General features: G+C 61.3%; 21 protein-coding genes and 1 riboswitch. Of the genes, 14 read left to right on the plus strand and 7 right to left on the minus strand.

The genetic code is table 11. The features are described 5' to 3' along the window. Positions 1–78 precede the first annotated feature (78 nt). From PAF17_RS09120 to PAF17_RS09165, 10 genes are all read left to right on the plus strand, one after another. Positions 79–1,242 (plus strand): S-(hydroxymethyl)glutathione dehydrogenase/class III alcohol dehydrogenase, encoded by a 1,164-nt coding sequence (locus PAF17_RS09120; protein ID WP_271888798.1) that lies wholly within the window; start codon positions 79–81, stop codon positions 1,240–1,242. Between the two features lie 251 nt (positions 1,243–1,493). Next, positions 1,494–3,770, plus strand: coding sequence for a TonB-dependent hemoglobin/transferrin/lactoferrin family receptor (locus PAF17_RS09125; RefSeq protein WP_271888799.1), 2,277 nt, complete (start codon positions 1,494–1,496; stop codon positions 3,768–3,770). Next, entirely contained in the window at positions 3,770–5,488 is a 1,719-nt protein-coding gene (locus tag PAF17_RS09130) for an ABC transporter ATP-binding protein/permease (RefSeq protein WP_271888800.1), read from the plus strand. The genes PAF17_RS09125 and PAF17_RS09130 overlap by 1 nt, the downstream gene beginning before the upstream one ends. Continuing rightward, complete coding sequence (locus tag PAF17_RS09135) at positions 5,485–6,195, plus strand: ChuX/HutX family heme-like substrate-binding protein (protein WP_271888801.1); 711 nt, start codon at positions 5,485–5,487, stop codon at positions 6,193–6,195. The genes PAF17_RS09130 and PAF17_RS09135 overlap by 4 nt, the downstream gene beginning before the upstream one ends. Beyond that, positions 6,192–6,989, plus strand: a complete 798-nt coding sequence (locus tag PAF17_RS09140; protein ID WP_271888802.1) for a ChaN family lipoprotein — start codon at positions 6,192–6,194, stop codon at positions 6,987–6,989. The genes PAF17_RS09135 and PAF17_RS09140 overlap by 4 nt, the downstream gene beginning before the upstream one ends. A gap of 63 nt (positions 6,990–7,052) precedes the next feature. Continuing rightward, positions 7,053–8,120, plus strand: coding sequence for a hemin-degrading factor (locus PAF17_RS09145; protein ID WP_271888803.1), 1,068 nt, complete (start codon positions 7,053–7,055; stop codon positions 8,118–8,120). Between the two features lie 29 nt (positions 8,121–8,149). Further along, a complete protein-coding gene (locus PAF17_RS09150) occupies positions 8,150–9,037 on the plus strand; it encodes a heme/hemin ABC transporter substrate-binding protein (protein WP_271888804.1) in 888 nt (295 codons plus the stop codon). Then, positions 9,024–10,103: a FecCD family ABC transporter permease gene (locus tag PAF17_RS09155; RefSeq protein ID WP_271888805.1), complete on the plus strand. Its 1,080-nt coding sequence runs from the start codon at positions 9,024–9,026 to the stop codon at positions 10,101–10,103. The genes PAF17_RS09150 and PAF17_RS09155 overlap by 14 nt, the downstream gene beginning before the upstream one ends. Further along, a complete protein-coding gene (locus tag PAF17_RS09160; RefSeq protein WP_271888806.1) occupies positions 10,100–10,885 on the plus strand; it encodes a heme ABC transporter ATP-binding protein in 786 nt (261 codons plus the stop codon). Before PAF17_RS09155 ends, PAF17_RS09160 begins: the two co-directional genes overlap by 4 nt. Before the next feature lie 107 nt (positions 10,886–10,992). Continuing rightward, positions 10,993–11,775: a siderophore-interacting protein gene (locus tag PAF17_RS09165; protein WP_271888807.1), complete on the plus strand. Its 783-nt coding sequence runs from the start codon at positions 10,993–10,995 to the stop codon at positions 11,773–11,775. Between the two features lie 80 nt (positions 11,776–11,855). On the opposite strand, the gene PAF17_RS09170 is transcribed toward PAF17_RS09165, so the two are convergent. From PAF17_RS09170 to PAF17_RS09195, 6 genes are all read right to left on the minus strand, one after another. Continuing rightward, positions 11,856–12,650, minus strand: a complete 795-nt coding sequence (locus PAF17_RS09170; RefSeq protein ID WP_271888808.1) for an ABC transporter ATP-binding protein — start codon at positions 12,648–12,650, stop codon at positions 11,856–11,858. After that, positions 12,647–13,681 (minus strand): FecCD family ABC transporter permease, encoded by a 1,035-nt coding sequence (locus PAF17_RS09175; RefSeq protein ID WP_271888905.1) that lies wholly within the window; start codon positions 13,679–13,681, stop codon positions 12,647–12,649. Before PAF17_RS09175 ends, PAF17_RS09170 begins: the two co-directional genes overlap by 4 nt. Positions 13,682–13,686: 5 nt before the next feature. Next, positions 13,687–14,700, minus strand: a complete 1,014-nt coding sequence (locus PAF17_RS09180; RefSeq protein WP_271888809.1) for an ABC transporter substrate-binding protein — start codon at positions 14,698–14,700, stop codon at positions 13,687–13,689. Positions 14,701–14,869: 169 nt separating this feature from the next. Further along, positions 14,870–15,066, minus strand: a riboswitch (cobalamin riboswitch). A 56-nt stretch (positions 15,067–15,122) separates the two neighbouring features. After that, positions 15,123–16,058, minus strand: a complete 936-nt coding sequence (locus tag PAF17_RS09185; RefSeq protein ID WP_271888810.1) for an SMP-30/gluconolactonase/LRE family protein — start codon at positions 16,056–16,058, stop codon at positions 15,123–15,125. Positions 16,059–16,135: 77 nt separating this feature from the next. Continuing rightward, the gene (locus PAF17_RS09190) at positions 16,136–16,465 is read right to left on the minus strand and encodes an L-rhamnose mutarotase (RefSeq protein WP_271888811.1); all 330 of its coding nucleotides are present in this window, start codon (positions 16,463–16,465) and stop codon (positions 16,136–16,138) included. Positions 16,466–16,467: 2 nt separating this feature from the next. Further along, a complete protein-coding gene (locus tag PAF17_RS09195; RefSeq protein ID WP_271888812.1) occupies positions 16,468–17,328 on the minus strand; it encodes an amidohydrolase family protein in 861 nt (286 codons plus the stop codon). 71 nt (positions 17,329–17,399) lie between these two features. Between PAF17_RS09195 and PAF17_RS09200 the strand changes: the two genes are divergently transcribed. Together PAF17_RS09200 and PAF17_RS09205 are read left to right on the plus strand one after the other, a co-directional pair. After that, entirely contained in the window at positions 17,400–18,509 is a 1,110-nt protein-coding gene (locus PAF17_RS09200; protein ID WP_271888813.1) for a mannitol dehydrogenase family protein, read from the plus strand. Continuing rightward, complete coding sequence (locus PAF17_RS09205; protein ID WP_271888814.1) at positions 18,506–19,471, plus strand: aldo/keto reductase; 966 nt, start codon at positions 18,506–18,508, stop codon at positions 19,469–19,471. Before PAF17_RS09200 ends, PAF17_RS09205 begins: the two co-directional genes overlap by 4 nt. A 61-nt stretch (positions 19,472–19,532) precedes the next feature. Here the strand turns inward: PAF17_RS09205 and PAF17_RS09210 are convergent, their stop codons facing one another. Then, on the minus strand, positions 19,533–20,855 hold the full coding sequence (locus PAF17_RS09210; protein WP_271888815.1) for an MFS transporter: 1,323 nt from the start codon (positions 20,853–20,855) through the stop codon (positions 19,533–19,535). A gap of 218 nt (positions 20,856–21,073) precedes the next feature. Between PAF17_RS09210 and cyoA the strand changes: the two genes are divergently transcribed. Together cyoA and cyoB are read left to right on the plus strand one after the other, a co-directional pair. Further along, positions 21,074–22,279, plus strand: a complete 1,206-nt coding sequence (gene cyoA, locus PAF17_RS09215) for a ubiquinol oxidase subunit II (protein WP_271888816.1) — start codon at positions 21,074–21,076, stop codon at positions 22,277–22,279. Between the two features lie 13 nt (positions 22,280–22,292). After that, on the plus strand, positions 22,293–24,296 hold the full coding sequence (cyoB, locus tag PAF17_RS09220; RefSeq protein ID WP_271888817.1) for a cytochrome o ubiquinol oxidase subunit I: 2,004 nt from the start codon (positions 22,293–22,295) through the stop codon (positions 24,294–24,296). Positions 24,297–24,299: the final 3 nt, after the last annotated feature.

Here is a 24,299-nt window from a genome sequence, read left to right on the forward strand (position 1 = left end):
TAGCGATAGGTGATAACATTACGTTAACTGAGGTGCCATGATCTTGTTCACGCGCCGACCTGAGCAACGGAGACAGCCATGAAAACCCGCGCCGCCATCGCATGGGAGCCGAACCGCCCCCTGGAGATCGAAGAAATTGACCTTGAAGGCCCCAAAGAGGGCGAGGTTCTGATCCGCATCGTCACCACCAGCCTGTGCCATACCGATATGTTCACCCTGTCGGGGGCGGATCCCGAGGGGTTGTTTCCCGCCGTTCTGGGTCATGAAGCCGTCGGGATCGTCGAGGAACTTGGCAAGGGCGTCACCTCGGTCCAGCCGGGCGACCATGTGATCCCGCTTTACACGCCTGAGGATCCGAACTGCCCCTATATTAAGTCAGGCAAGACCAATCTGTGCCAGACGATCCGCAAGACGCAGGGGCAGGGCGTCATGCCGGACGGCACGTCGCGGTTTTCCTACAAGGGCAAGATGATCCATCACTATATGGGCACCAGCACCTTCAGCGAATACACTGTCCTGCCGGAAATCGCCGTCGCCAGGATCTCGAAAGAGGCGCCCTTGGCCAAGGCCAGCGTGATGGGCTGCGCGGTGCCGACCGGCATGGGCGCGGTCCGCAACACCGCCAAGGTCGAGCCCGGCTCGACCGTCGCCGTCTTTGGGCTGGGCGCGGTCGGCATGGCGGTCATTCAGGGCGCGAAGATGATCGGGGCCAAGCGGATCATCGGCATCGACACGAACCCGTCAAAATTCCTGCTGGCCAAAAGCCTTGGCGCGCATGATTGCATCAATCCCAAGGATTTCGCCGAGCCGATCCATCAGGTCATCATCGACATGACCGATGGCGGGGTGGATTACAGTTTCGAATGCATCGGGAATGTGGATGTGATGCGCTCGGCGCTGGAATGTTGCCACAAGGGTTGGGGCGAATGCACCGTGATCGGCGTGGCCGGCGCGGGCGAGGAAATTTCCACCCGTCCGTTTCAGTTGGTGACGGGACGGGTCTGGCGCGGATCAGCTTTTGGTGGGGTTCTGGGGCGCAGCCAGTTGCCCGGAATGGTCGATGAGTGGTTGCGCGGCGATTTCGATGTTGATCCCTATATCACCCACAACATGACGCATGACCAGATCAACACCGCCTTCGATTTGCTGCATGCGGGTGAAGCCATCCGTTCGGTCATCCATTTCCGGCCCGAGGACACGATGTTTGTCAATTCGCTGCCGGGAAAGATCGTGCCGGTCTGAATAGATACGGCTCTGCCAGCGGCAGACCATCCTTAACCCTGTGTCAGGCGTCATGCAGAATGTCGGCAAGATGTTCCGCATGATGCCGACCGCGAAATGAAACCCGCTTCGGGGACGCCGAGGTTGTTGCCTGCACTTTTGGACAGGCAGCACGTCTTTTAGTTGACAAAAACCATAAGGAATCACTATTCCCTCGCAATCACGTGAGGCCAGCATTTGCCAGCAAGTCACCAGCTTGAAAGGCAATTGCTATGACCTTCCCACGACTTGCACCCGTCCCCCTACGTGGGTCGACAGCGCTGGCCCTGATGCTGGCCTGCACGCCGGCCCTGGCCCAGCAGGCGCAATCGCCATCATCCGAGTCCGGCGCGGTCGCGCTTGATCCGATCACCTTGCTTGCAGATCGTCAGGGCACAAGCACCCGCGAGGCTCCTGCGTCGATCTCGGTCATCGATGGCGAAGAGATCGACGCCCGCGGCCTGGACGACATGCAGGAACTGGTCCGCTATACCCCCGGCGTCGAGGTAAACCGCCAGACGACCGCAACCGATCCGTTCAACAGTTTCGGCGGCTTTACCATCCGGGGCGTCGGCGGCAATCGCGTCCAGATGCAGGTCGACGGATCGAGGGTGCCCGAGCGCATCACCGATGGAACGCGTGACTATCTGGACTTTGCCTTCACCAAGCAGGTCGAGATCGCCAAGGGTCCGGCTTCGGTTCTTTGGGGCGCGGATGCGCTTGGCGGGGTCGTCGCGATCGAGACCATCGATCCTGAAGATCTGCTTCTGGGGCGCGACAGCGGTGGCATGGCACGCACGGCCTACGATAGCTTGAATGACGGCAGCTCGATCGCAGGTGCCTTTGCCCGACAGTTCGGGCGTGACTGGTCCGTCATGGTCGGCCTGTCACAATCGCAGTCGCATGAGGCCGAGCTGTCAAATGCGCGCAATGATGGCGGCATCTATGGCTGTCCGCGCAATATCGATTTCGGGGCGACCCCTTGCGGCGAACTGGACCCGTCCGACATCGCGGCCACGCATCTGTTGGCCAAGGCGGTCTGGTCGCCGGACGCCGAGCACCGTCTGGAACTGACCTATGAACGGCTCGATCGCACCACCGAGGTGGATTACGACAACGCGCTTGGTCCCGTCTATTCCAGCTTTACCGGTTTGCCGACCGGTGTGATCAATAATAATTACGACCGCGAACTGGATATGTATCGCCAGCGTTTCGCGCTGGAGCATACTTGGTCTCCGCAAAGCCGTTGGGTCGATGAGGTCATCACGACGCTTGCGATTACGCCGAACGGCTATGACCGCACCGGTGAAAAATGGAGCACCTCGGCCCTGGGCGAGCAATTGGTGACCCGCGATTATCTTGGCTATGACGAGGATTTCGTCGAGCTGGACATCCAGGCCACGTCACGTTTCTCGACTGGCGCGGCCAACCATGTGGTGACCTGGGGCTTTGACGGCGATCACACCAGCACCGATTACAGCCGCCGGGATGTGGTGAACAACCTGACGACCGGCACAACCACCGAGACACGCGCCGGTGGATTCAATTTCGCCAATGCCGACACGCGACGGGCGGATCTGTATGTGCAGGACCAGATCCTGCTGATGGATGGCGCGCTAGAGATCACGCCGGGTCTTCGCTATGCGACCTACAAGATCGATCCGCGCCCCAATGCCGATTATCAGGTCGTCGAAGGCGCCGAGCCGCGCGTGCGCGAAGATGAAAAACTGCTGAAAAGCCTTGCCGCGCTGTATCGCTTTGGCGATGGCTGGCAGGTCTGGGGCCATTATGGCGAAGGCTTCAAGATGCCCACGGCACAGCAGCTTTACACGTCGGTGCCCGGCACGTTCTTCGACCTGACCCCCGCGCCTGGACTGGAACCCGAAGAGGTGCAGAGCATCGAGTTCGGGGTGCGCCGCGAAACCGCGCAGGGATATTTCGCCGTCACCGCATTCAATGCCGATTACGACAACTTCATCCAAAGCTTCTACAACCCGCCGGGAACCAGCATTTACACCTATCGCAACCTGTCCGAATTGCAGGTCTGGGGGCTGGAATTCGAAGGTGCCTATGAAATCAATGACCGCCTGCGCCTGACCGGTGCCGCGTCGTGGCAAAAGGGCGACCAACGGGCCTCGGCCGAAGCCGAAAAGACCCCGGCAACCCTGCCGCCCCTGAGCGGGACCATCGCACTCAGCTGGGATACCCCGCATGAAGGGCTGACGCTGGACCTCGTCGGTGTCTTTGCGTCCTCGGTCAAATATGTGGAATCCGAGGATAAATACAAACCCGCCGGTTATGGCCTGATCGACGCCTTCGCGCATTGGCAGGTTGCCGACAACGCGATCCTGAACCTGGGCATCAAGAACCTGTTCGACAAACGCTATTTCGAAGCCTCGGCCGCGACTTACAGCACCACCGCATCAGACGCAGTCGCACGATCGAACCCGATCGAACTGCAAACCGGTCCGGGCCGCGTCTTTACGGCATCGCTGGATCTGACCTTCTGATGTCGACTGGCGGACTGCGCATGACCCTGATGCGGGCCTTTCGACTGGCCCGTGTCGCGATCTCGGGGCCGGGCTGCTGGACGGGACTGGCGCTGTTCGCGCTGGTTCTGGCCCTTGGATTTCTGGGTGTTTGGCTTTCGGTGCGGATGATCGCCTGGAACAAGTCCTTCTATGACGCGCTGGAAAACATGGACGGTGCCGAAGCCTTGCACCAGATCGGCATTTTCTTCGCGATCGTCGGGGCGATGGCGGCATCATGGCTGGCCGCCGACTGGCTGCGCAAGTTGCTGTTGATCAGGTGGCGGGCAAGGTTGACCAATATCGCATTGAACCAATGGGTGCGCACGCGCGCCTTCTGGACCCTGCGTCCGGGCTATAGCGACCAGCCCATCGAAAACCCGGACCAGCGCATTTCCGAGGATTGCCGCAGTTTCGTCGAGCTTCTGCTGGAATTCACCATCGACCTGATCACCAGTGTCGTGGCGCTGTTTTCCTATTTCGCGGTGCTGTGGTCGGCGGCTTCATTCGTCCTGCAGTTCAATCTGTTCGGCACCCAGATCGAGATTCAACGATACATGGTCTGGCTTGCGCCGATCTATGTCGCGCTGTCGACATTGGTAACGCATCTGCTGGGACGCCCCCTGAAGCAGAAATACTTCCTGCAGGAAAAGGTCGAGGCCGATTTCCGCCACGCATTGGTGCGTCTGCGCGACAATGCCGACCAGATCGCGCAATCCGATGGCGAGGCCGCCGAAACCCGGCGGCTGGATGAACGCTTTGCGGCCGTGGCCCGCAACTGGCGCAGCGTCATGCGCGCGGAATTGGTGCTGGGCCTGTTCACGCGGCCCTACCATCAGACGGTCCTGCGCATTCCGACCTTTTTCGCGCTGCCGGCCTATTTCGCGGGCACTGTGACCTTGGGCGGTCTGATGCAGCTGGCCAGCGCGTTTTCCAATGTCAGCACGACGCTTAGCTGGTTCGTGTTCGAATATCGCAAGCTGGCCAAATTCGTCGCGGTTTGCGAACGCCTTGACGGCTTGCTGCGCCAGACCGCGGCACCCAACCCGACGGCACCCGCACTGCAAAAGATCCAGCGTGGCTTGTCCGATGACGGGGCATTGCGCGTTCGCGGGTTGCGCCTTGTCACCCCGAATGGCCGGGTGCTGCAACCAACCCCGGATATCGTTCTGCATCCCGGGCAGACCATGCTGATCGACGGGGCCTCCGGTCGCGGCAAGACAACGCTGCTCTGCGCCATCACCGGCCTGTGGGGCTGGGGCAAGGGCCAGATCCTGCGCCCCGCCGGACGGTTTCTGTTGCTGCCCTCGGGCGCACCGGTGATGGATGACGATCTGTGCGCCGCGATCTGCTATCCGCATCGCCCCGAAGCGCTTGGAATGGTGCGTGTTCAGGCAGTGCTGCGCCGCGTCGGGCTGGCGCATCGCCTGACCGATCACGGCGGGGTCAGCGGCCTGTCCATGGGCGAACGCCAGCGGATTGGACTGGCCCGCGCTGTGTTGAACAACCCTGACTGGCTGATCCTCGACGAGGCGACCGCCGCGCTGGACCCGGCATCCGAGGCCGATCTGCTGACATGGCTTCGTCAGGAATTGCCTGCAACCACGCTCATCATCACCGCACATCGCAAACCCGCCGGATTAGTTCCCGACCATGTCCTGCATCTTGATACGCCAAATTCACAGGAACGTTCCGCATGAGTGACACAGAACACAAGCCCCGCCGCGAAACCCTGACAGGGATCACCCCCGATGCCTTGCTCGACCGTCTGCCGGATATGGGCAGGCTGATGGTGATCGGTCGTCATGACGGCGTTACGCATGAGCGTATCGGCCCCGTCGAACAGGTCCAGACCCGCGAAGGTGCCGTCTGTCTGAGCGGGCAATGTCACGATGCGCGCATCAGGACCGGCAATGTCGCCTCGATCGTGCTGGACACCGGTTCGGTGATGGGTGGAAAGGTTTTCCCGCGGCTTGAATTCATGACCGCTGACGGCGGCACGGCCTTCTCGATTGTCGGGATGGAGGGGGAGGGTCCGTTCGAGATGCCCCTGTCCGATATTTCCCGCCAGCCGCTTGCGGCAACTGATGCCCGGAATGCCAGCGGGCAGGACAAACCCGAATTCGATCCCGCAGATCCCGCCTGCCCGCCCTTTGATCTGGCAGTCAATGCCGGGGCACAGGTGGAAATCCTGTTTGACAACGGAACGCTGTGCCAAAGCTGGCAAGGGCGGATCGATGCCGTCAAGCCGGCCATGGGGTTCCTGAACGTGATGACACCGGACTTTCATTTGCATCTGAAAGGCGGGACATTGGCCGGATGGCAGGCGGCAACCCACAGCCGCAAGGGATTGCATCATGACGGTGCCATCACCGCGCTGGAACTGAAATCAGAGTGTTTCCAATGACCCCACAGTGGATTGATAGCGCCGGAAGCCAGCTGGACCACACCGCTCTGATCGCGCGCGCCGCCCAGCAGCAGGTCGTGCTGCTGGGCGAGCGTCACGATCGCGCCGATCATCACCGCTGGCAAATGCATGTGGCCGCAGGACTGGCGGCGCATCGCCCCGTCTCGCTTGGCTTCGAGATGTTTCCCGCCCGCGTCGATCCGGTGCTGGAAGAATGGGTCGCGGGCGGGATCTCTGAAGCCGAGTTTCTGACCCGCGCAGGCTGGGCCGATGTCTGGGGCTTTCCCGCCGAGCTGTACCTGCCGCTGTTCCGTTTCTGCCGGGATATGGGCATTCCGATGAAAGGGCTGAATGTCCGCCGGGAACTGGTCCGCGCCGTGCGAAAATCGGGTTGGGACGGTGTCGATGCCGCTTTGAAGGAAAACCTGACGCGACCGGCACCATCTCCTGCGGCCTATCGCCGTTTCATTTTCGACCTGACCGGCGGTGCAAGACCGGACCGCAGCGCGCAATCTGCGGATGACCCTGCATTTTCCGGGTTCGTCGCCGCGCAAGAGGTCTGGGACCGCGCCTTCGCGACCCGCCTGGCAAGCATGATCGCAAACGATCCGCAACGGCTGGCGATCGGGATCATCGGCATGGGACATCTGCAATTCGGCGGTGGCGTGCCTTGGCAGCTGCGCGATCTGGGCATCGATGGAAGCATGGTCTTGCTGCCCGAGGATCCCGGTGGCGCGTTCGAACCGGGCCGGGCAGATGCCTCTTGCCTGATGAACAGGCCTTGTCCTGACTAAAATAGTCAGATATTAGAGGCTCTGGAAATTGCCAGAATCCTTGATTGCGAACGGGATGATTACATGGATGCATCTTCTCTCATCACGCCCGAGCTGATCCGGCAACGCCGCGCCGACAACCCGAAGATGCGCGACCGCGATCTTGCCGATGCGCTGGGTGTTTCCGAGGCGGCTTTGGTGGCAGCGCATGTCGGCCAGTCCGGCCCCAGACGTGCATGGCGCATCGATCCCGATCCCGACCGCACCATGCCCGCCGCCGAAGGATTTGGCGACGTCATGGCGCTGACCCGCAACCTGTCTGCGGTGCATGAAAAGGTCGGGCGCTATGGCGACTATCACCCGGGCAAGCATGCGGCGATGGTGCTGTCCGAGGCGATAGATCTGCGGATATTTCCAGGCCATTGGCGGCACGGGTTCCTTGTTGAAACCGAAACCGAGGGCGGGATGCGCCGTTCGATGCAGATATTCGACGGTGCCGGTGACGCGGTGCACAAGATCTTTCTGCGCGACGGTTCCGACCTGTCCGCGTGGCAGGCGGCAAAAAGCGGCCTGTTGATCGCGGATCAATCCGAGCAGATCGAGACCGAGCCACGCGTGGCGCTGGATGGCGCGCGCCGCAACCCTGACAAGCTTGACATCCTTCGCGCCGAATGGCGCAAGATGACCGATACCCATCAGTTCCAGCGTCTTGTGTCCAAGTTGAAGATGAACCGCTTGGGTGCCTATCGCGATGCGGGTGCGCCCTTCGTACGGGCTTTGGCCCCGGAAGCGGTGGATACGATGTTGCACGCAGTTCGGGATGCCGGGATCGAGATCATGGTCTTTGTCGGCAATTGTGGCTGCATCCAGATCCATACTGGCCGCATCGACACGCTGAGACCGATGGGGCCATGGCAGAACGTCATGGACCCTGGCTTCAACCTGCATTTGCGCCGCGATCACATCGCCGAGGTCTGGGCGGTCGAAAAGCCGACCCAGCGCGGGCCTGCTGTCTCGGTCGAAGCGTTCGATGCCGATGGGCAGCTGATCCTGCAGGCATTCGGGGTTGGTAAGGACGGACGGGACAGCCGCGTCGAATGGGGCCGGATCGTCGAGGCACTGCAAGGTGCCCAGACAGAAACCCCGGCCTGATCGGGCCTTCCAGAAGGGAACGGCACACCATGAGCCTCTTGCCCCCCCGACGCGCGGGCGCGCTTCTGTCATCCGCCTTCCTCGCGCTGCTTTCGGTTGCGACGGGTGCGACCAATGCGCAATCCTATCCGGACTCGGCGCGCGTGGTATCGGTGGGCGGCTCGCTGACCGAAATCGTCTATGCGCTGGGGGCCGAAGATCGACTGGCTGGGCGCGACGCGACCTCGACATGGCCGCCAAAGGCCGAAGAGCTGCCTGATGTGGGCTATATGCGCGCCTTGTCGCCCGAAGGTGTGTTGTCCGTCGAACCGGACCTGATCCTGACCGAAGAAGGGGCGGGACCGCCTGAAACCATGGACATCCTCGCCTCGGCGGGGGTGCCGCTGGTGATCATCCCGGACACTACCACGGCCGATGGCGTGTTGGATAAGATCCACCTTGTCGGCGCGGCACTTGGTCTGTCCGATCGGGCCGACGAGCTTGCCGCGCGGGTCGCAACCGAGCTTGACGAGGCACGCGGATCGGTCGGCGCGCGGGATGGCAGCCCCGCGCCCCGCGTCCTGTTCATCCTGTCGACGCAAGGCGGCCGTATTACCGCTGCGGGGACCGACACCGCCGCCGATGCGATCATCGAACTTGCCGGCGGCCAGAACGCGGTGAGCGAATTCAGCGGCTACAAGCAAATGTCGGACGAGGCCGTGACCGCCGCCGCGCCGCAGGTCATCCTGATGATGGATCGGGGCGGCGATCATGCCGCCGCCAATGACGAATTGTTCGCCATGCCCGCGCTTGTCACGACCCCGGTTGCACAGACCCGAAACGTGGTGCGCATGGACGGGCTGACACTATTGGGCTTTGGCCCGCGCACAGCGACCGCAATCCGCGATCTGGCCGAGGCCCTGAATGGCGCGGGCTGAGATCGGCGCAATTCCTGCCATGCCACCGATTGTCGATCGGCACCGGACGGCTCGGCGCGCGCATGTCTGGTTGGCGGGATTGCTGGTCGTGGTGTGCATTTGCAGCCTGGCCACAGGCGCATCGGGGACATCGCTTTGGCGGGTGCTGACGGCCCTGCTTGCAGGTGATCCGGTCAGCGTCACCGATCGGGTTGTCATGTTGGACATCCGTCTGCCCCGGCTGGTCATGGGGGTGCTGGTCGGCGCGTCTCTGGCGGTGTCGGGCGCGGTGATGCAGGGGCTGTTTCGCAATCCGCTGGCCGATCCCGGACTGGTCGGCGTCAGCGCGGGAGCCGGCCTTGGGGCGATCATGGCCATTGTTCTTGGGGCTTTTCTGCCCTCGGCTCTGATCACGCTGGTGGGCAACTGGACGGTTCCGGTCGCGGCTTTCCTCGGTGGCTGGCTGTCGACGATCATATTGTATCGCGTTTCGACGCGCGCAGGGCGCACCTCGGTCGCGACGATGCTGTTGGCTGGCATCGCACTTGGGGCGCTGGCGGGTGCGGTGTCGGGCATTCTGGTCTATATGGCCGATGACCGGCAATTGCGTGACCTGACCTTCTGGGGGCTTGGATCTCTGGCAGGGGCGACCTGGTCCAAGGTGCTGGTGGCTGGTCCGATGATTGGCCTGTCCATTCTGGCGACCCTGTATCTGGGGCGCGGCCTGAATGGCCTCGCCATGGGGGAAGCGACCGCACATCATATCGGCATCAATGTGCAGCGGCTGAAGAATGGCGCGATCATGACGGTCGCGCTGGCAACGGGTGCGGCCGTGGCGGTGTCCGGCGGCATCGGCTTTGTCGGAATTGTCGTGCCGCATTTGCTGCGCCTTGCGACGGGACCGGATCATGAAACGCTGCTGTTGAACTCGGCGCTGCTGGGGGCGTCACTTCTGTTGATTGCCGATCTTGTCAGCCGAGTGATCATCGCGCCAGCCGATTTGCCGATCGGCATCGTGACGGCGGTGCTGGGCGCGCCGGTCTTTCTGTGGATTCTGCTTCGGCGTCGGGGGCTTGTTGACCTGTGACACTGACGGCCCGGGATATTCGCGTTTCGCTGGGGCGCAAGCAGGTCCCGCATGGCGTCGATCTGAACGCCGAGGCAGGGTCGGTAACAGCCATCGTCGGCCCCAACGGGTCCGGCAAGACCACCTTGCTGCGCGCCATTACGGATGAAGTTCCCTGTTTGGGGCAGGTCATGGTCGAGGGGTTGGACATCGCGACTGCTCCGGGGTGGCAACTTGCGGCGCGTCGCGCCGTGCTGCCCCAGATGGCCACGTTGGCGTTTCCCTTTACCGTGCTTGAAGTCGTGCGCATGGGTCTGATGAGCGGTGGCCACGGCCAGGACCCCAGCCTGCCCTCACGCGCCTTGGCCGAGGTCGGCCTTGCCGGCTATGAGGGGCGTTTCTTTCAGGAATTGTCCGGCGGAGAGCAGCAGCGCGCGCATCTGGCTCGTGTTCTGGTGCAGGTCTGGGCGCCGGTCGGGCAGGACGGTCCGCGCTGGCTGTTTCTGGATGAACCGGTCGCGGCACTGGATATCGCCCACCAGCTTGAGGTGATGGATATCGTTACCCGATACGCGCGCGCCGGCGGTGGCGTCATTGCCGTGATGCATGACCTGAACCTGACCGCGCTGCATGCCGATCATGTCGCGATTATGTCGGCAGGGCGAATTGCCGCCGCCGGCCCGCCGGATCTGGTGATGACGGACGCCACCCTGTCCAAAGTCTATGGCTGCAAATTGCGGGTTGGCGTCGCGCCCGAAGGGCCGCGACCCTTCCTGCTGCCCCATTGCGCAGCCTTGGCATGACCGGGCTTCGCGTTGCGCAGTGGCAGGTGAAACACCCCCGCAACAGCACTGAATAATGGCACCGACATTTCGCAACTCACTGTCGGGAAAACAAAAAGGAGAAGACAATGAAACAGGCAAGACCGGCACCGCGCCTTCTGACCGTTACCGAGGCGCGTCATATTACCCCGAACATGATCCGCGTCACCTTTGGCGGCCCTGAACTGGAAGGGTTGCCCGAAGGTCGCGAAAGCGCCAATTGCAAGTTGATGTTGCCGGAAATCAATGAGGATCGGGCGGCATTTCTGAACCGGCTTTCCGAGGGGCCAGCACCGATCCGGCGCACCTATACCGTGCGTCACCATTGGCCTGACCGGCAAGAGCTGGTCATCGATTTCGTCGATCATGGCGACAACGGCCCTGCTTCCGCATGGGCACGTGCCGCAAAACCCGGTGCCTTTCTGGCCTTCAATGGTCCGGGGCCGGTCAAAGTCCAGCATTTCGAAGCCGATTTTTATGTGCTGGCGGCAGACATGTCCGCGCTGCCGATGGCGGCGGCCGTGCTGGAAGCCATGCCACGGGACGCAAAGGGCGTCGCGTTCTTCGAGATCACGTCACCCGAGGATCAACAGCTGATCGATGCCCCGGCTGGAGTCGCGATCAACTGGCTTTTGCATCCGCAGCCGCATAATTCATCGGGTGCGATGTTGCACAACATCACGTCGATGGACTGGCCGGAAGGGCGGGTCCAGATCTGTATCGCGGGCGAACATGGCGCGATTGCAACCCTGCGTAAGCATCTGCTGGTCGAGCGCGGGCTGGATCGGGGCGATTGCTATATCTCGGGCTATTGGAAGATCGGTCTGGTCGAGGACGAGCATCAGGCCTTGAAACGTACCGAGGCTGCCTGAAGGCTGAATTTCCGGTGTAACAACGCGTCAAGATGCGTCATGGACGTCGGCCAGAAGCGGCGTGGCAAGAAGGCTGACGTTCAACGCACAGAAAACGGGTGTCGTGGCGTATCCTCGAAGGCGTGGAAACGGAAAAGGGTGGTGTTGTCCAAAGGATCGTGCAGGGGCGTGACATGGACGCGGAAAATGGCCGCGATGCGCTGCGGCGTCAGCACCTGGGCGGGGGAACCGCAGGCGACAAGCCGGCCTTGCTCCATGATGCCCAGCCTGTCACAGCGCAGCGCCTGATTGAGGTCATGCAGGGCCATGACGACCGTGACGGACAGGCGGCTGACCAGCCGCAAGAGGGACAGTTGATGGTGGATGTCCAAATGGTTGGTCGGTTCATCGAGGATCAGCAGTCCGGGTTGTTGCGCCACGGCACGGGCAATGTGGGCGCGCTGGCGTTCACCCCCCGACAGGGTTGACCAGGTACGATCGGTCAGATGAACCAGATCGGTCGCGACAAGGGCGTCATTGACGATGCGTCGGTCCTCGGGACCGAAAGGCGCCAGCGCAGACAGCCAGGGCGTGCGTCCCAGTTCGACCGCATCGCGGACGCGCAATGCCTCGGTGGTGTCGGCCATCTGTTCGACAAAGGCGACGCGTTGCGCGATGGCGCGACGACTCAGCTGTGTCAGCGGGCTATCGTCCAGGTAGACCTGTCCGGATGCACGCGGCAACAGACCGGTCAGCAATCGCAGCAAGGTGGATTTTCCCGATCCGTTCGGTCCGACAATGCCGAAGGTTTCACCCGACCCGATTTCAAGTGAGACATCATCGACAACGGTTTTGCGACCGCTGGTCCAACCAAGAGATTGGGCGCGCAATTTCATGCCTGCCTCCGGTTTCGGACAAGGATCATTGCAAAACCAGGTGCGCCTATCAGGGCGGTGACCACACCGATCGGGACGACCCGTCCGGGAATCAGGATGCGTGAAATGATGTCGGCGGCGATCAGGAATACTGCCCCTGCCAGCGCGGATGCCAGGACCAGACGCCCGTGACGCGGACCGACAACAAAGCGCATCGCGTGGGGAATGACCAATCCGACAAAGCCGATCGAGCCGACAAGGCTGACCATCGTGGCGGTCATCAGCGTTGTCGCGCCGATCAGAACGACCTGCACCTTGCGCACGGAAACACCCAGTGAGGCAGCCGCCGAAGCGCCGAATGAAAAGGCGTCCATGGCCCGGGCGTGCCAGACGCAGGCGAGCAGCCCGATTGCAGCAGCCGGAATTGCCAAAGCTGTATCGGGCCAACGCACACCCGACAGGTTTCCAAGCAGCCAGTACATGATGCCCCGGGCTTGTTCGGCATTGGCGGATCTGGTGATCAGGAACGATGTCAGCGCGTTGAACAATTGCGATCCCGCTATTCCAGCCAGGACCAGTTGTGCGGATCCACCGCCTGCGACCCGTGCCAGAATCACGACCATGGCGAATGATGATGCGGCCCCGATAAATGCACCGACGGACATGCCGATCACACCTCCGCCAAGCCCCAGAATCGTGACCGCCACAGCACCCGTGCCTGCCCCCGCCGACACACCCAGCAGATAGGGATCGGCCAGGGCGTTGCGCACCAGCGATTGCAGCACGACCCCGGACAGGGCAAGACCCGCCCCGCAGGCCGCCGCGACCAGCACCCGTGGCAGGCGATAGCTCCAGAGAATGCCGGCATCGATGGCGTTCACCTGATGCGACGCGCCCAGCAGGTTGTTGGCCAGAACCTTCAGCACCAGATCAAAGGGCAGCGCCGTTTCACCAATGGCGACCCCGCCAAGGACGGCAAGCACAAGAATGACCGCCCCTGCCACGGGCCAGATTATGGCAGGCACCGCCGGGCGCGTGGCGGGCACGGTCATATGGGTCATTTCAGGTCGAACCCGGCAAGAGCATCCGCCAGGGCTTCCAGCGCAGCGACATTGCGGATCGATGGATCCATGCCATGTGCGTCGAGAATGACGATGCGGTTGTTCCTGACGGCATCCATCTGGCTGGCGACCGGGTCGGTCTTCAGGAATTTCAGCTTCTGCTCGATGTCATCGGCAAAATAGCGACGGCGATCCATGCGGGCCGCGACGATCACCGAGGGGTTGGCGCGCGCGATGGATTCCCAGCTGACGGTGGGCCATTCCTCGTTGCTTTCGATGACGTTATCCAGGCCAAGGGCATTCATCATATAGGCGGGGGCGCCGCCCTGGCCCGCGACATAGGGGTCGATGTCCATTTCGGCCGAAGAAAACCAGAACACCGCCGAGGTTCCTTCGGGCAGATCAAGGCCGGCTGCCTTGTCGATGGCTGCCGCTTCGCGCGCCTTCAACTCGCTGACCAGCGCCTCGCCACGTTCCGAAACGTTGAAAATCCGGGCCAATTCGGTGATGCTCTGGTAGATGCTGTCCATCTTGTACAGGTCCAGGCGTGTGCCATCGACACCGGTGGAATTGTCCTTGCCGATGCAGTCGGCAGGCAAGGTATAAACGGGGATCTCCAGATCGGTGAATTGTTCACGTGTGGCGACGATGCCTTGCGGGCCGATATGTCCTTCATATTGCGCGGTGACCAGGTCGGGCCGTTTGGCGAGGATGCTTTCAAAGCTTGGGTCATTATCGGCAAGGCGCGCGACACCGGAATTCATTTCCGCGAATTCGGGCAGAACATCGGTGAACCAGAGCGACGTGCCCAGCACCTTGTCGCCAAGGCCCAGGGAATACAGGATTTCGGTCGCGGCCTGTCCGACGGTCACGGTCCCCCGTGGCTCTGCGTTGATCGTGGTCTGGGCGCCGCAATTGGCCAGCCTCAGCGGATAAGTCGTCTCGGCCAGCGCAGGCAGCGCAAAGGCTATCGCGCCGACAGAGGCGATGCTCAACGATCTGAGGGACATTGAATTTCTCCGATATGTGATGAGATCGGGGCATAAGCAGAGGCAACCCGAGCGCATGACCGGATACCCGCAGCACAGGCGGGAAGACATGCTATGATCAAGGTGACCGCACGGGCACACCTTCGGGACATCACCAATCGACACCTCCCCGGACACCCCGTCCAGGCTGCGTTACTGTTTCGTGTCGGCAGGTCTCCTGACTGACGGGTCGCGGCGCCTGGCTGCCTTCCCATGGCACAAGGCCACAGTGGCGGATAAGCAAGGCGCTCGCCGTCTACAGTTGCGGGGGCAGTTCCGGTTCGCCGAATATACGGCGGCGGATTCCCTTTTCATTCCTTCATGGAAACCGACAAGACTTCATTACGCATATACGATACATCCGCGCAAGATGTTCTTGGCGCGCCCATCCCGGGGGGCAGCCTTCAGGGCGCTGGCATCCGGGCATTCGCGCCGCGAACGCCGACCGTGATCGAATATAGCGACGTGCTGGCGGTAATGAACAGGGTCGCGTTATGGGCACCGCCAAATGTCAGATTGGCAACCGGTTCCGGAACGGGAATGTGGTCAAGATGCTCTGCCAAGGGTGAGATGACCTCGATGCCCCGCGCGGATGAGCACCATAGATTGCCAAGCTCGTCGATCCGCAGGCCATCGGGAACCCCGTGATCGATACGGAAGAAATGCTGTTTCGGGCCGAGGCGGCAGCCGTCAATAACATCAAAGACAAAAATGTCATGATGGCCGTCGCTGAAATGAGACCGGCTTGAATCGGCGACGTAAAGTTTGCTTTCATCGGGGGAAAACGCCAAACCGTTCGGCATCAGCAAGCTGTCACAGACCATTTGCGGATGACCGATGTCACCGGGCGCGATGCGATACACGAAACAGCCGCCGATTTCGGAATCGCGGCGCTTTCCCTCGTAATCGCTGAGGATCCCATAGGACGGGTCGGTGAACCAGATAGCCCCGTCAGCCGCCACAACCAGATCATTCGGTGAATTCAGTGCGGCACCCTTGTAATGCGATGCAAGTGTCGTCTGGCTGCCGTCATGTTCGATGCGCACGACGCTGTGGCTGAGGTGGCGACAACTGATCAACCTGCCCTGGGCATCGCGGGTGCCACCATTGGCAAAGTCACTGTTTTCGTTCAGAACGCGGCATCCCAGCCCGGGAATCCACTGCATCAACCTGTTGTTGGGAATGTCCGAAAACACAACGCTGTCGCTGGCGGGAAAATAAACCGGACCTTCACACCATTTGCCGCCATCGAAAAGGCGTTCAAGCGCCACGCCGGGCAGGGTCAATAGCGGCGCCGATCCTGCACTTAGACGACGGGTGGCGGGAACGGATTGTGTCATGATGCTGCAATGCCTCGGCTGTGATGGATCGGGTTTGGTCCCGTGTCTTGCGGATATTCTATGTCGCGCGCTCAGGTTCAGTCGAGGTGAAACACCTCTTCCATGCCGGCCCACCATTCGCCTTGCTGGCGCGTTATCAGGGGAACCTGCATCGGCCCGCAAATCTTCCACCAATCCTGGGTGATCGGGTCGGCGGCGATTGCGGCATTGTCGGCGGCGAAATCGGACCCGGTATATTCCCAATAGCTGAACATCAGATTTTCCGGCTGGCGCAGAAAGATCGAATAATTGGTGATGTTCGATTTGCGCAGCCGCGCCAGCACCTTGGGCCAGACTTCGGCGTGAAGCCGTTTGTATTCGGGGATATGTCGGGGATCGATGCCGATGACCATGCCCATGCGTTTCATCACTATGTCCTCTGAGCGGGGGAAGGGGGTGTCAGGCCGTAAAAGCGGATGGCTGTTCCGCCGAACAGGTCGTCACGTTGGTCGGCATCAAGATGCGCGGTCAACTGTTGCGCGCATTCATACCAGTCTTGGTAACTGCCCTGCAGGTTCAGGACCGGCCAGTCGCTGCCCCACATGACGCGCGACGGGCCAAAGCAGTCAAGGACATGGCCTGCGACGGTGGCCAGATTCCTGGATGACCAGCCCGTCCCGAACTCTGTGGCCAGACCTGAAAGCTTGCACATTGTCATGGGGTGGCGGGAAATCTCGGCGATCCCGTCATGCCAGGCGGCACTGACCGTGCCGAATGGCGTCAGGAATTCCGGTTTGGCACAATGGTCGATGACAATCGGCAGATGTGCAAGCCGGCGTGCCAGTTCCGCGATCACCGGCAGGTGCCGGGGGGTCACGAGCGCGTCCAGCCGCAATCCCATGCGGGCCACCTGTTCAAGATTGTTCAGCACCTGCGGTTGCAGGATCCAGTCGGTCGACGCGATGTCCTGCAACATCGGACGCACGCCCTTGAACAATGGGTCTTGTGCGAAGTGATGCACGTGATGGATGGCGCTGTCATCGGCCAGGTCGACCCAGCCGACAACGCCCATGATTGACGGAGTTCGGGCCGCAAGATCCAGCAGGAACGAGGTTTCTTCGATGCTGTCTGCGGCCTGTACGACCACCGTTCCGTCTATTCCCGCGGTCTTGCGCAATGGTGCCAGATCCCTGGGGCCGAAATCGCGGCGGATTGCGGCCACATCGTCATCCATCCAGCGATAATCACCCCGGTCGATCTGCCAATAATGCTGATGGGAATCGACTTTCATCACGGGGGTATGCCTCAACGGTTGACTTTCAGTATTTAATCATAAAAAACCAATACGAAGAGGAGGAGCTGATGTCAACAACACCGATCATCCAATTCGGCACCAGCCGTTTCCTGCAGGCCCATGTGGATCTGTTCCTGTCCGAAGCTACGGATCCTCTGGGGGGGATTGCGGTCGTGCAAAGCAGCGGCAACGCCCAAAGGGCGGGGCGTTTGAATGCGCTGGCGGCGACTGGGGGGTATCCGGTGCATATTCGTGGAAGACAGGGCGGCCGGATCGTGGATGAGACACGGCGCGTCCGTTCAATCACGCGTGCATTTTCTTCGGCAAGCGACTGGGCAGAGATTTGCCGGATCGCGGTCGAAGAGGCGCAGATCATTCTGTCCAACACTTCGGATGCCGGATTTCGTCCGTCACCTGCCGACAAGGGCGCTGTGTTTGATCAGGCGATGTCTTATCCGGCCAAGCTGACCCAATTGCTATATGCAAGATATCAGCGAAACCCCCGCCCGATACAGGTGATGCCGACCGAACTGGTTGCCCGGAATGGCGATACCCTGCGCGATTTGGTGATGACGCTGGCCAACGCAAGATCGGCAGAATTCGCACAATGGATTGCCAGTGACGTGACATTCGTCAATTCGTTGGTGGACCGGATCGTGTCCGAACCAATCGAGCCCGCCGGCGCGGTGGCCGAACCATATGCACTGTGGGCTATCGAAGATTGCAAGGGTTTGCTGTTGCCGTGCACGCATCCGGCAATCAAGGTCGTGCCGTCGCTCGAACCGGTCGAAACGCGCAAATTGTTCTTGTTGAACCTCGGGCATAGTTATCTGGTGGATGGTTGGATCAGCCGGGGCAGGGCGGGCGCTGCAACCGTTCGGGATTTGATGGACTCCCCCGACATTCTCCAGGACTTGCAGTCGCTGTATCGGAACGAGGTCGTGCCGGGATTTGCGGCGGCAGATACGCGCGAAGAGGCTGAACTGTATGTGCGCGACGTGCTGGATCGGTTCGCAAATCCGTTTCTTGCCCATCAGCTGCAGGACATTGCCCAGAATCATCGCGAAAAGGTTTCACGCCGGATCGGGGCATTTATCGACTGGGCTGCGCAAAAGGGCTGCACAGCTCCGATGCCGCGCCTGAGAAATACGGTCCAGACCATGCGGAGCACCGGATGAACATAAACCGGATCGGAAATACCGGGGTCGCTGTCACCGATATCGCTTTTGGATGTTCTGGCATCGGCAATCTCTACCGCCAGATTTCGGATGCAGATGCCGCCGAGGTTCTGGCGGCGGCATGGGGTGGCGGCATTCGCTATTTTGACACCGCCCCGCATTATGGCCGCGGTCTGGCCGAGGCGCGGCTGGGACAGTTCCTGTCCACCAAGTCACGTGATCAATATGTGCTGTCGACCAAGGTGGGGCGCCTGCTGTCACCGGGGGATGAAATGGCCGAGGCCGACGGCTTTGTCGCGCCGTTGCCCAATGATGTGCGCTATGATTATTCTGGTGATGGAATCGAAGCGGCCTTCGCGCAAAGCTGCCAGCGGCTGCAAACCGATTTTATCGACATCCTCTATGTGCATGACATTGGCTGTTATACACATGGCACCGAGAACAGGGCGCATATGTCCGACCTTTTGGACAGCGGGCTTGACCGGTTGCAGCATCTGAAAGATCGGGGGGCGATCGGCGCGTTCGGGCTGGGTGTGAATGAAAATCAGGTGTGTCTGGACATCATGACGCATCGTCCGCTGGACGCGATCTTGCTGGCCGGTCGCCTGACCTTGCTTGATCGGTCGGCCGAGGATGAATTGGTGCCTCGATGTCATGCGATGGGCACCAGCCTGATTCTGGGCGGGGTTTTCAATTCTGGTATTCTGGCAACCGGTCCGGTCGCAGGTGCCAGCTATGATTACGGCCAGGCGCCCGACGATGTGCTGCAAGAAGTGGCCCGATTGCAGGAACAGGCGCATGGTGTAGGCCTGCCCCTGCCTGCGGCGGCGTTGCAATTCGCGCGGCATCACTCTGGCGTGGCTTCGGTGCTGATCGGCACCGCGAAACCGGTATCGCTGATGCGGAACTTGGCGGCGTTGGAATTGCCCTGGACAGATGCGGCCCGTAGGACGTTTTCCTAGTCGAACGAAACGGGGGCGGCATTTGTCGATTGCGCCCCCGGATGATCTCTTGTCTATGTGATTACAGCGACTTCCCGAATTCCAGCTTGCGCGCGAAATGCAGTGCAAGAATGGTGCAGATCGCGCCAGACAGCAGATACAGCCCGGCAGCGAACAACCCCAGATTGGCCGACAGCGCCAATGCGGCCAGCGGCGCGAAGCCTGCGCCGAACAGCCATGCCAGATCGGACACCACCGCCGAACCGGTATAGCGATAGCGGCTTTCAAACAGCGACGCGACGGCGCCCGAAGACTGGCCAAAGCTGATGCCCAGGATGATGAAGCCGCCGATCATGTAGACCGCTTCGCCAAAACCGCGGCCCGCCAGCAGAAGCGGCGCAAAGATGCTGAAGACGGCAATCGCGATCGCGCCCCGGAACAGCAGCTTGCGATGCCCGATCAGGTCGGCCAGCACGCCCGATAGCACGATCGCGGCAAGGCCAAAGGCGGCGGCGACGGCCTCGATCACCAGGAACTGGGTCAGGCTTTCATCGGTGTACAGGAACACCCAGGACAGCGGAAACACCGTCACCATATGGAACAGCGCAAAGCTGGCCAACGGCACGAAGGCACCGACAAGGATGGTTTTGCCGTCGATCTTGGCCACATCGCGCAGCTTCGTCGGCTCCAGCTCGCGTTGCTGGAACATGCGGGCATATTCCGGCGTCACCACGATCCGCAGCCGCGCGAACAGCGCCACGACGTTGATCGCGAAGGCCACGAAGAACGGATAGCGCCAGCCCCAGTCAAGGAAATCGGCCTCGGACAGATTCTGAACCAGATAGGCGAACAACAGGCTGGCCACGATCAGGCCAAGCGGCGCGCCCAGTTGCGGCACCATGACATAGAACCGGCGGCGATCTTCGGGCGCGCTCAGCGCCAACAGCGACGGCAGGCCATCCCATGCGCCGCCAAGCGCAAGGCCCTGACCGATCCGCAGCAGGCACAGGACCAGGATCGCATAATCCCCGATGCTGTCATAGGATGGCACCAGCCCCATCGCCACGGTCGAAGTGCCCAGCAGCAGCAGCGCCAGCGTCATCTTGACGCCCTTGCCATAGCGGCGGTCGATCAATGTGAAGATCGCGGTGCCGAAGGGCCGCGCGACAAAGGCCAGCGAGAAGATCGCAAAGGACCACAGCGTCGCGTTAAGCGGATCCAGAAACGGGAAATAGCGCAGCGGGAAGACGATCACCGTCGCGATTGCAAAGACGAAGAAATCGAAAAATTCGGACGTGCGCCCGATGATGACGCCGACGGCGATGTCCGAGGGCGAGATCGTGTGCTCCGAGGGATCGGCCTCGGGGGGCATCTTATCGGAATGGGTCGTGGTGGGCTGCTGCATCTCGTGCTGACTCCTTCATCGGCCGATGACGGTCACGGTCGGTCGGGTGGAATTGGCGCGACCGTATGCGCCCGCGACCATGATAGAGCAATACAGCAAGCGTGTGACATAATGTCTGTGGCAAATTGTCTAATACCGGGAAAGGGCAACCCGGTTTAGGGAACCGACCCATTCCATAGCGAACAGTGCGTGTCATTACACACAGGGACACGGGAACCATGCGTAACATGCCAAAAATGCCCGCCGCGATCGCGCTGGCATCCTCTTTTCTTTTCCTGGGCGCTTGCAAGCCCGTCGTTCTGGCCCCGGCCGGCGACATTGCCGAGCGTCAGAAAGACCTTCTGATCGCCTCTACCGGATTGATGTTGATCATCATTATCCCGGTCATGGCGCTGACGGTCTGGTTTGCGTGGAAATACCGCGCCTCGAACCGCGACGCGGCCTACAGGCCGAACTGGGACCACTCGACCAAGTTCGAACTGGTGATCTGGGCGGCGCCGCTGCTGATCATCATCTGCCTTGGCGCGCTGACCTGGGTGGGAACACATCTTCTTGATCCTTACCGCCCGCTGGACCGCCTGAGTGAATCACAGGACATCGCCGAGGATCACGAACCCTTGAAGGTCGAGGTCGTCGCGCTGGATTGGAAATGGCTGTTCATCTATCCCGAACAGGGGATCGCGACGGTCAACGAACTGGCCGTGCCGATCAACCGCGAGGTCGAATTCAGCCTGACCGCGTCTTCGGTGATGAACGCCTTCTACATCCCGGCCATGGCCGGGATGATCTATGCGATGCCCGGCATGGAAACCAAGCTGCACGGCGTCTTCAACAACGAGGGCGAATATCAGGGGCTGGCCTCGCATTACTCGGGGGCGGGCTTTTCGGGGATGCGCTTCAAGGCGCATGCCACCGACGAGGCCGGGTTCGAGGAATGGGTGCAGAAAGCCCGCGACGGGGACACCGCCCTGACCCGCGAGGAATATCTGCAACTGGAAACCCCCAGCGAGAATGTGCCCCCGCGTCGCTATGCCCGCGTCGATCCCGAACTGTTCGACCGCGCAGTGAACATGTGCGTCGAGGAAAACAAGATGTGCATGGCCGAGATGATGGCTATCGACGATCAGGGCGGACTGGGTCGGGAAGGCATGCTGAACATTCAGCCGGTCACCGATGACAAGCATGCCCGCCGCGGCACCAAACCGGTTCTGGGTCACACGCCCTTCAACGTGGTCAGCATCTGCAACCCGGCCGAGGCCGCCGCGATGTTCGCCGACCTGGGCACGGACGAGCCGGTCGAACGCCGGGGCCGCGAGATCATGCAAAGCCGCGCGCTGCCGGTCCCGACGACGCTGTTCCAACGCCTGCAAAAACCCACTATCCGAGACGCCCGGGCAAGCGGCGCCTCCGAACAGAAACTTTGAACGGAAATTCGCGATGGCCGTACCTGCCAATGTCGAGACCACTTTCCTGTTTGGTCGCCTGACCCTGGACGCGATCCCCAAGGATCCGATCGTCTGGGCCACCTTCGTCGTCGTCGCCATCGGCGGCGCGGCGCTGGTCTGGGCGCTGACCAAATACCGCCTGTGGGGCTATCTGTGGCACGAATGGTTCACCTCGGTGGACCACAAGAAGATCGGGATCATGTACATGGTCCTTGGCCTGATCATGTTGGTGCGCGGCTTTGCCGACGCGATCATGATGCGATTGCAGCAGGCCCTGGCCTTCGGCGGGTCCGAGGGCTATCTGAACGCGCATCACTATGACCAGATCTTCACCGCCCACGGCGTGATCATGATCTTCTTCGTGGCGATGCCCTTCGTCACCGGGATCATGAACTATCTGGTGCCCCTGCAGATCGGCGCGCGTGACGTGTCCTTTCCGTTCCTGAACAACTTCTCGTTCTGGATGACGGCAGGTGGCGCGATCATCGTCATGGCCTCGCTGTTTCTGGGTGAATTCGCGCAGACCGGCTGGCTGGCCTTTCCGCCACTGTCGGGCCTGCACAAAAGCCCCTATGTCGGCGTCGATTACTATATCTGGGGCCTTCAGGTCGCGGGGGTCGGCACGACCCTGTCGGGGATCAACCTGCTGGTGACGATCCTGAAGATGCGTGCGCCGGGCATGACCATGATGAAGATGCCGATCTTCACCTGGACCTCGTTCTGCACCAACATCCTGATTGTCGCCTCGTTCCCGGTCCTGACCGCGACGCTGGTACTGCTGACGCTGGACCGCTATGTCGGCACGAATTTCTTCACCAATGACCTTGGTGGCAATCCGATGATGTATATCAACCTCATCTGGATCTGGGGCCACCCCGAGGTCTATATCCTGATCCTGCCGCTGTTCGGCGTGTTTTCCGAGGTCACCTCGACCTTCTCGGGCAAGCGGCTGTTCGGCTATACCTCGATGGTCTACGCGACCGTCTGCATCACGGTCCTGTCCTATCTGGTCTGGCTGCACCACTTCTTTACCATGGGGTCGGGCGCGTCGGTGAACTCGTTCTTCGGGATCACGACGATGATCATCTCGATCCCGACGGGCGCCAAGATCTTCAACTGGCTGTTCACGATGTATCAGGGCCGCGTCCGGTTCGAACTGCCGATGATGTGGACCATCGCCTTCATGCTGACCTTTACCGTCGGCGGGATGACAGGGGTTCTGCTGGCCGTGCCGCCCGCGGATTTCGTTCTGCACAACTCGCTGTTCCTGATCGCGCATTTCCATAACGTGATCATCGGCGGCGTGCTGTTCGGCAGCTTTGCGGCGATCAACTTCTGGTGGCCCAAGGCCTTCGGGTTCCAGCTGAACCAGTTCTGGGGCAAGGTCAGCTTCTGGTTCTGGGTCGTCGGCTTCTGGGTTGCCTTCATGCCGCTTTATGTCCTTGGCCTGATGGGCGTGACGCGCCGGATGCGGGTCTTTGACGACCCCAGCCTGCAAATCTGGTTCATCATCGCGGGCCTCGGCGCCGTTATGATCGCCATCGGTATCGCGGCCATGTTCGTGCAGTTCGGCGTCTCGATCTGGAAACGCAACGAGAACCGCGACCTGACCGGAGATCCGTGGAACGGGCGCACGCTGGAATGGGCCACCTCGTCGCCGCCGGCGCATTACAACTTTGCCTTCACGCCGGTCGTGCACGGTCTTGATGCCTATGCCGACATGAAGGACGCCGGTGCCGCCCGAGGTCGGGGGAAATACCTGCCGATCCACATGCCGCGCTATACCGGCGCCGGGGTCATTCTTGCGGGTCTGTCCACGGTCTGCGGCATGGCCCTGATCTGGTATGTGTGGTGGCTGGCGGCGCTGTCCTTCATCGCACTTGTCGGCTACGCGATCTACCACACCTTCAACTATGACCGGGATTACTATGTCCCCGCCGAAGAGGTGCGCCTGACCGAAGAGGCGCATGCCCGGCAGATGGCACAGGGAGCCTGATCC

The organism is Paracoccus onchidii (genome assembly GCF_028294535.1).
Classification (GTDB): domain Bacteria; phylum Pseudomonadota; class Alphaproteobacteria; order Rhodobacterales; family Rhodobacteraceae; genus Paracoccus; species Paracoccus onchidii.

What these genes read in the sequence shown, in the direction of transcription:
- PAF17_RS09120 (WP_271888798.1), top strand. Translation starts at nt 79, where the DNA reads ATGAAAACCCGCGCCGCCATCGCATGGGAGCCGAACCGCCCCCTGGAG.
- PAF17_RS09125 (WP_271888799.1), top strand. Translation starts at nt 1,494, where the DNA reads ATGACCTTCCCACGACTTGCACCCGTCCCCCTACGTGGGTCGACAGCG.
- PAF17_RS09130 (WP_271888800.1), top strand. Translation starts at nt 3,770, where the DNA reads ATGTCGACTGGCGGACTGCGCATGACCCTGATGCGGGCCTTTCGACTG.
- PAF17_RS09135 (WP_271888801.1), top strand. Translation starts at nt 5,485, where the DNA reads ATGAGTGACACAGAACACAAGCCCCGCCGCGAAACCCTGACAGGGATC.
- PAF17_RS09140 (WP_271888802.1), top strand. Translation starts at nt 6,192, where the DNA reads ATGACCCCACAGTGGATTGATAGCGCCGGAAGCCAGCTGGACCACACC.
- PAF17_RS09145 (WP_271888803.1), top strand. Translation starts at nt 7,053, where the DNA reads ATGGATGCATCTTCTCTCATCACGCCCGAGCTGATCCGGCAACGCCGC.
- PAF17_RS09150 (WP_271888804.1), top strand. Translation starts at nt 8,150, where the DNA reads ATGAGCCTCTTGCCCCCCCGACGCGCGGGCGCGCTTCTGTCATCCGCC.
- PAF17_RS09155 (WP_271888805.1), top strand. Translation starts at nt 9,024, where the DNA reads ATGGCGCGGGCTGAGATCGGCGCAATTCCTGCCATGCCACCGATTGTC.
- PAF17_RS09165 (WP_271888807.1), top strand. Translation starts at nt 10,993, where the DNA reads ATGAAACAGGCAAGACCGGCACCGCGCCTTCTGACCGTTACCGAGGCG.
- PAF17_RS09170 (WP_271888808.1), bottom strand. Translation starts at nt 12,650, where the DNA reads ATGAAATTGCGCGCCCAATCTCTTGGTTGGACCAGCGGTCGCAAAACC.
- PAF17_RS09175 (WP_271888905.1), bottom strand. Translation starts at nt 13,681, where the DNA reads ATGACCGTGCCCGCCACGCGCCCGGCGGTGCCTGCCATAATCTGGCCC.
- PAF17_RS09180 (WP_271888809.1), bottom strand. Translation starts at nt 14,700, where the DNA reads ATGTCCCTCAGATCGTTGAGCATCGCCTCTGTCGGCGCGATAGCCTTT.
- PAF17_RS09185 (WP_271888810.1), bottom strand. Translation starts at nt 16,058, where the DNA reads ATGACACAATCCGTTCCCGCCACCCGTCGTCTAAGTGCAGGATCGGCG.
- PAF17_RS09190 (WP_271888811.1), bottom strand. Translation starts at nt 16,465, where the DNA reads ATGAAACGCATGGGCATGGTCATCGGCATCGATCCCCGACATATCCCC.
- PAF17_RS09195 (WP_271888812.1), bottom strand. Translation starts at nt 17,328, where the DNA reads ATGAAAGTCGATTCCCATCAGCATTATTGGCAGATCGACCGGGGTGAT.
- PAF17_RS09200 (WP_271888813.1), top strand. Translation starts at nt 17,400, where the DNA reads ATGTCAACAACACCGATCATCCAATTCGGCACCAGCCGTTTCCTGCAG.
- PAF17_RS09205 (WP_271888814.1), top strand. Translation starts at nt 18,506, where the DNA reads ATGAACATAAACCGGATCGGAAATACCGGGGTCGCTGTCACCGATATC.
- PAF17_RS09210 (WP_271888815.1), bottom strand. Translation starts at nt 20,855, where the DNA reads ATGCAGCAGCCCACCACGACCCATTCCGATAAGATGCCCCCCGAGGCC.
- cyoA (WP_271888816.1), top strand. Translation starts at nt 21,074, where the DNA reads ATGCGTAACATGCCAAAAATGCCCGCCGCGATCGCGCTGGCATCCTCT.
- cyoB (WP_271888817.1), top strand. Translation starts at nt 22,293, where the DNA reads ATGGCCGTACCTGCCAATGTCGAGACCACTTTCCTGTTTGGTCGCCTG.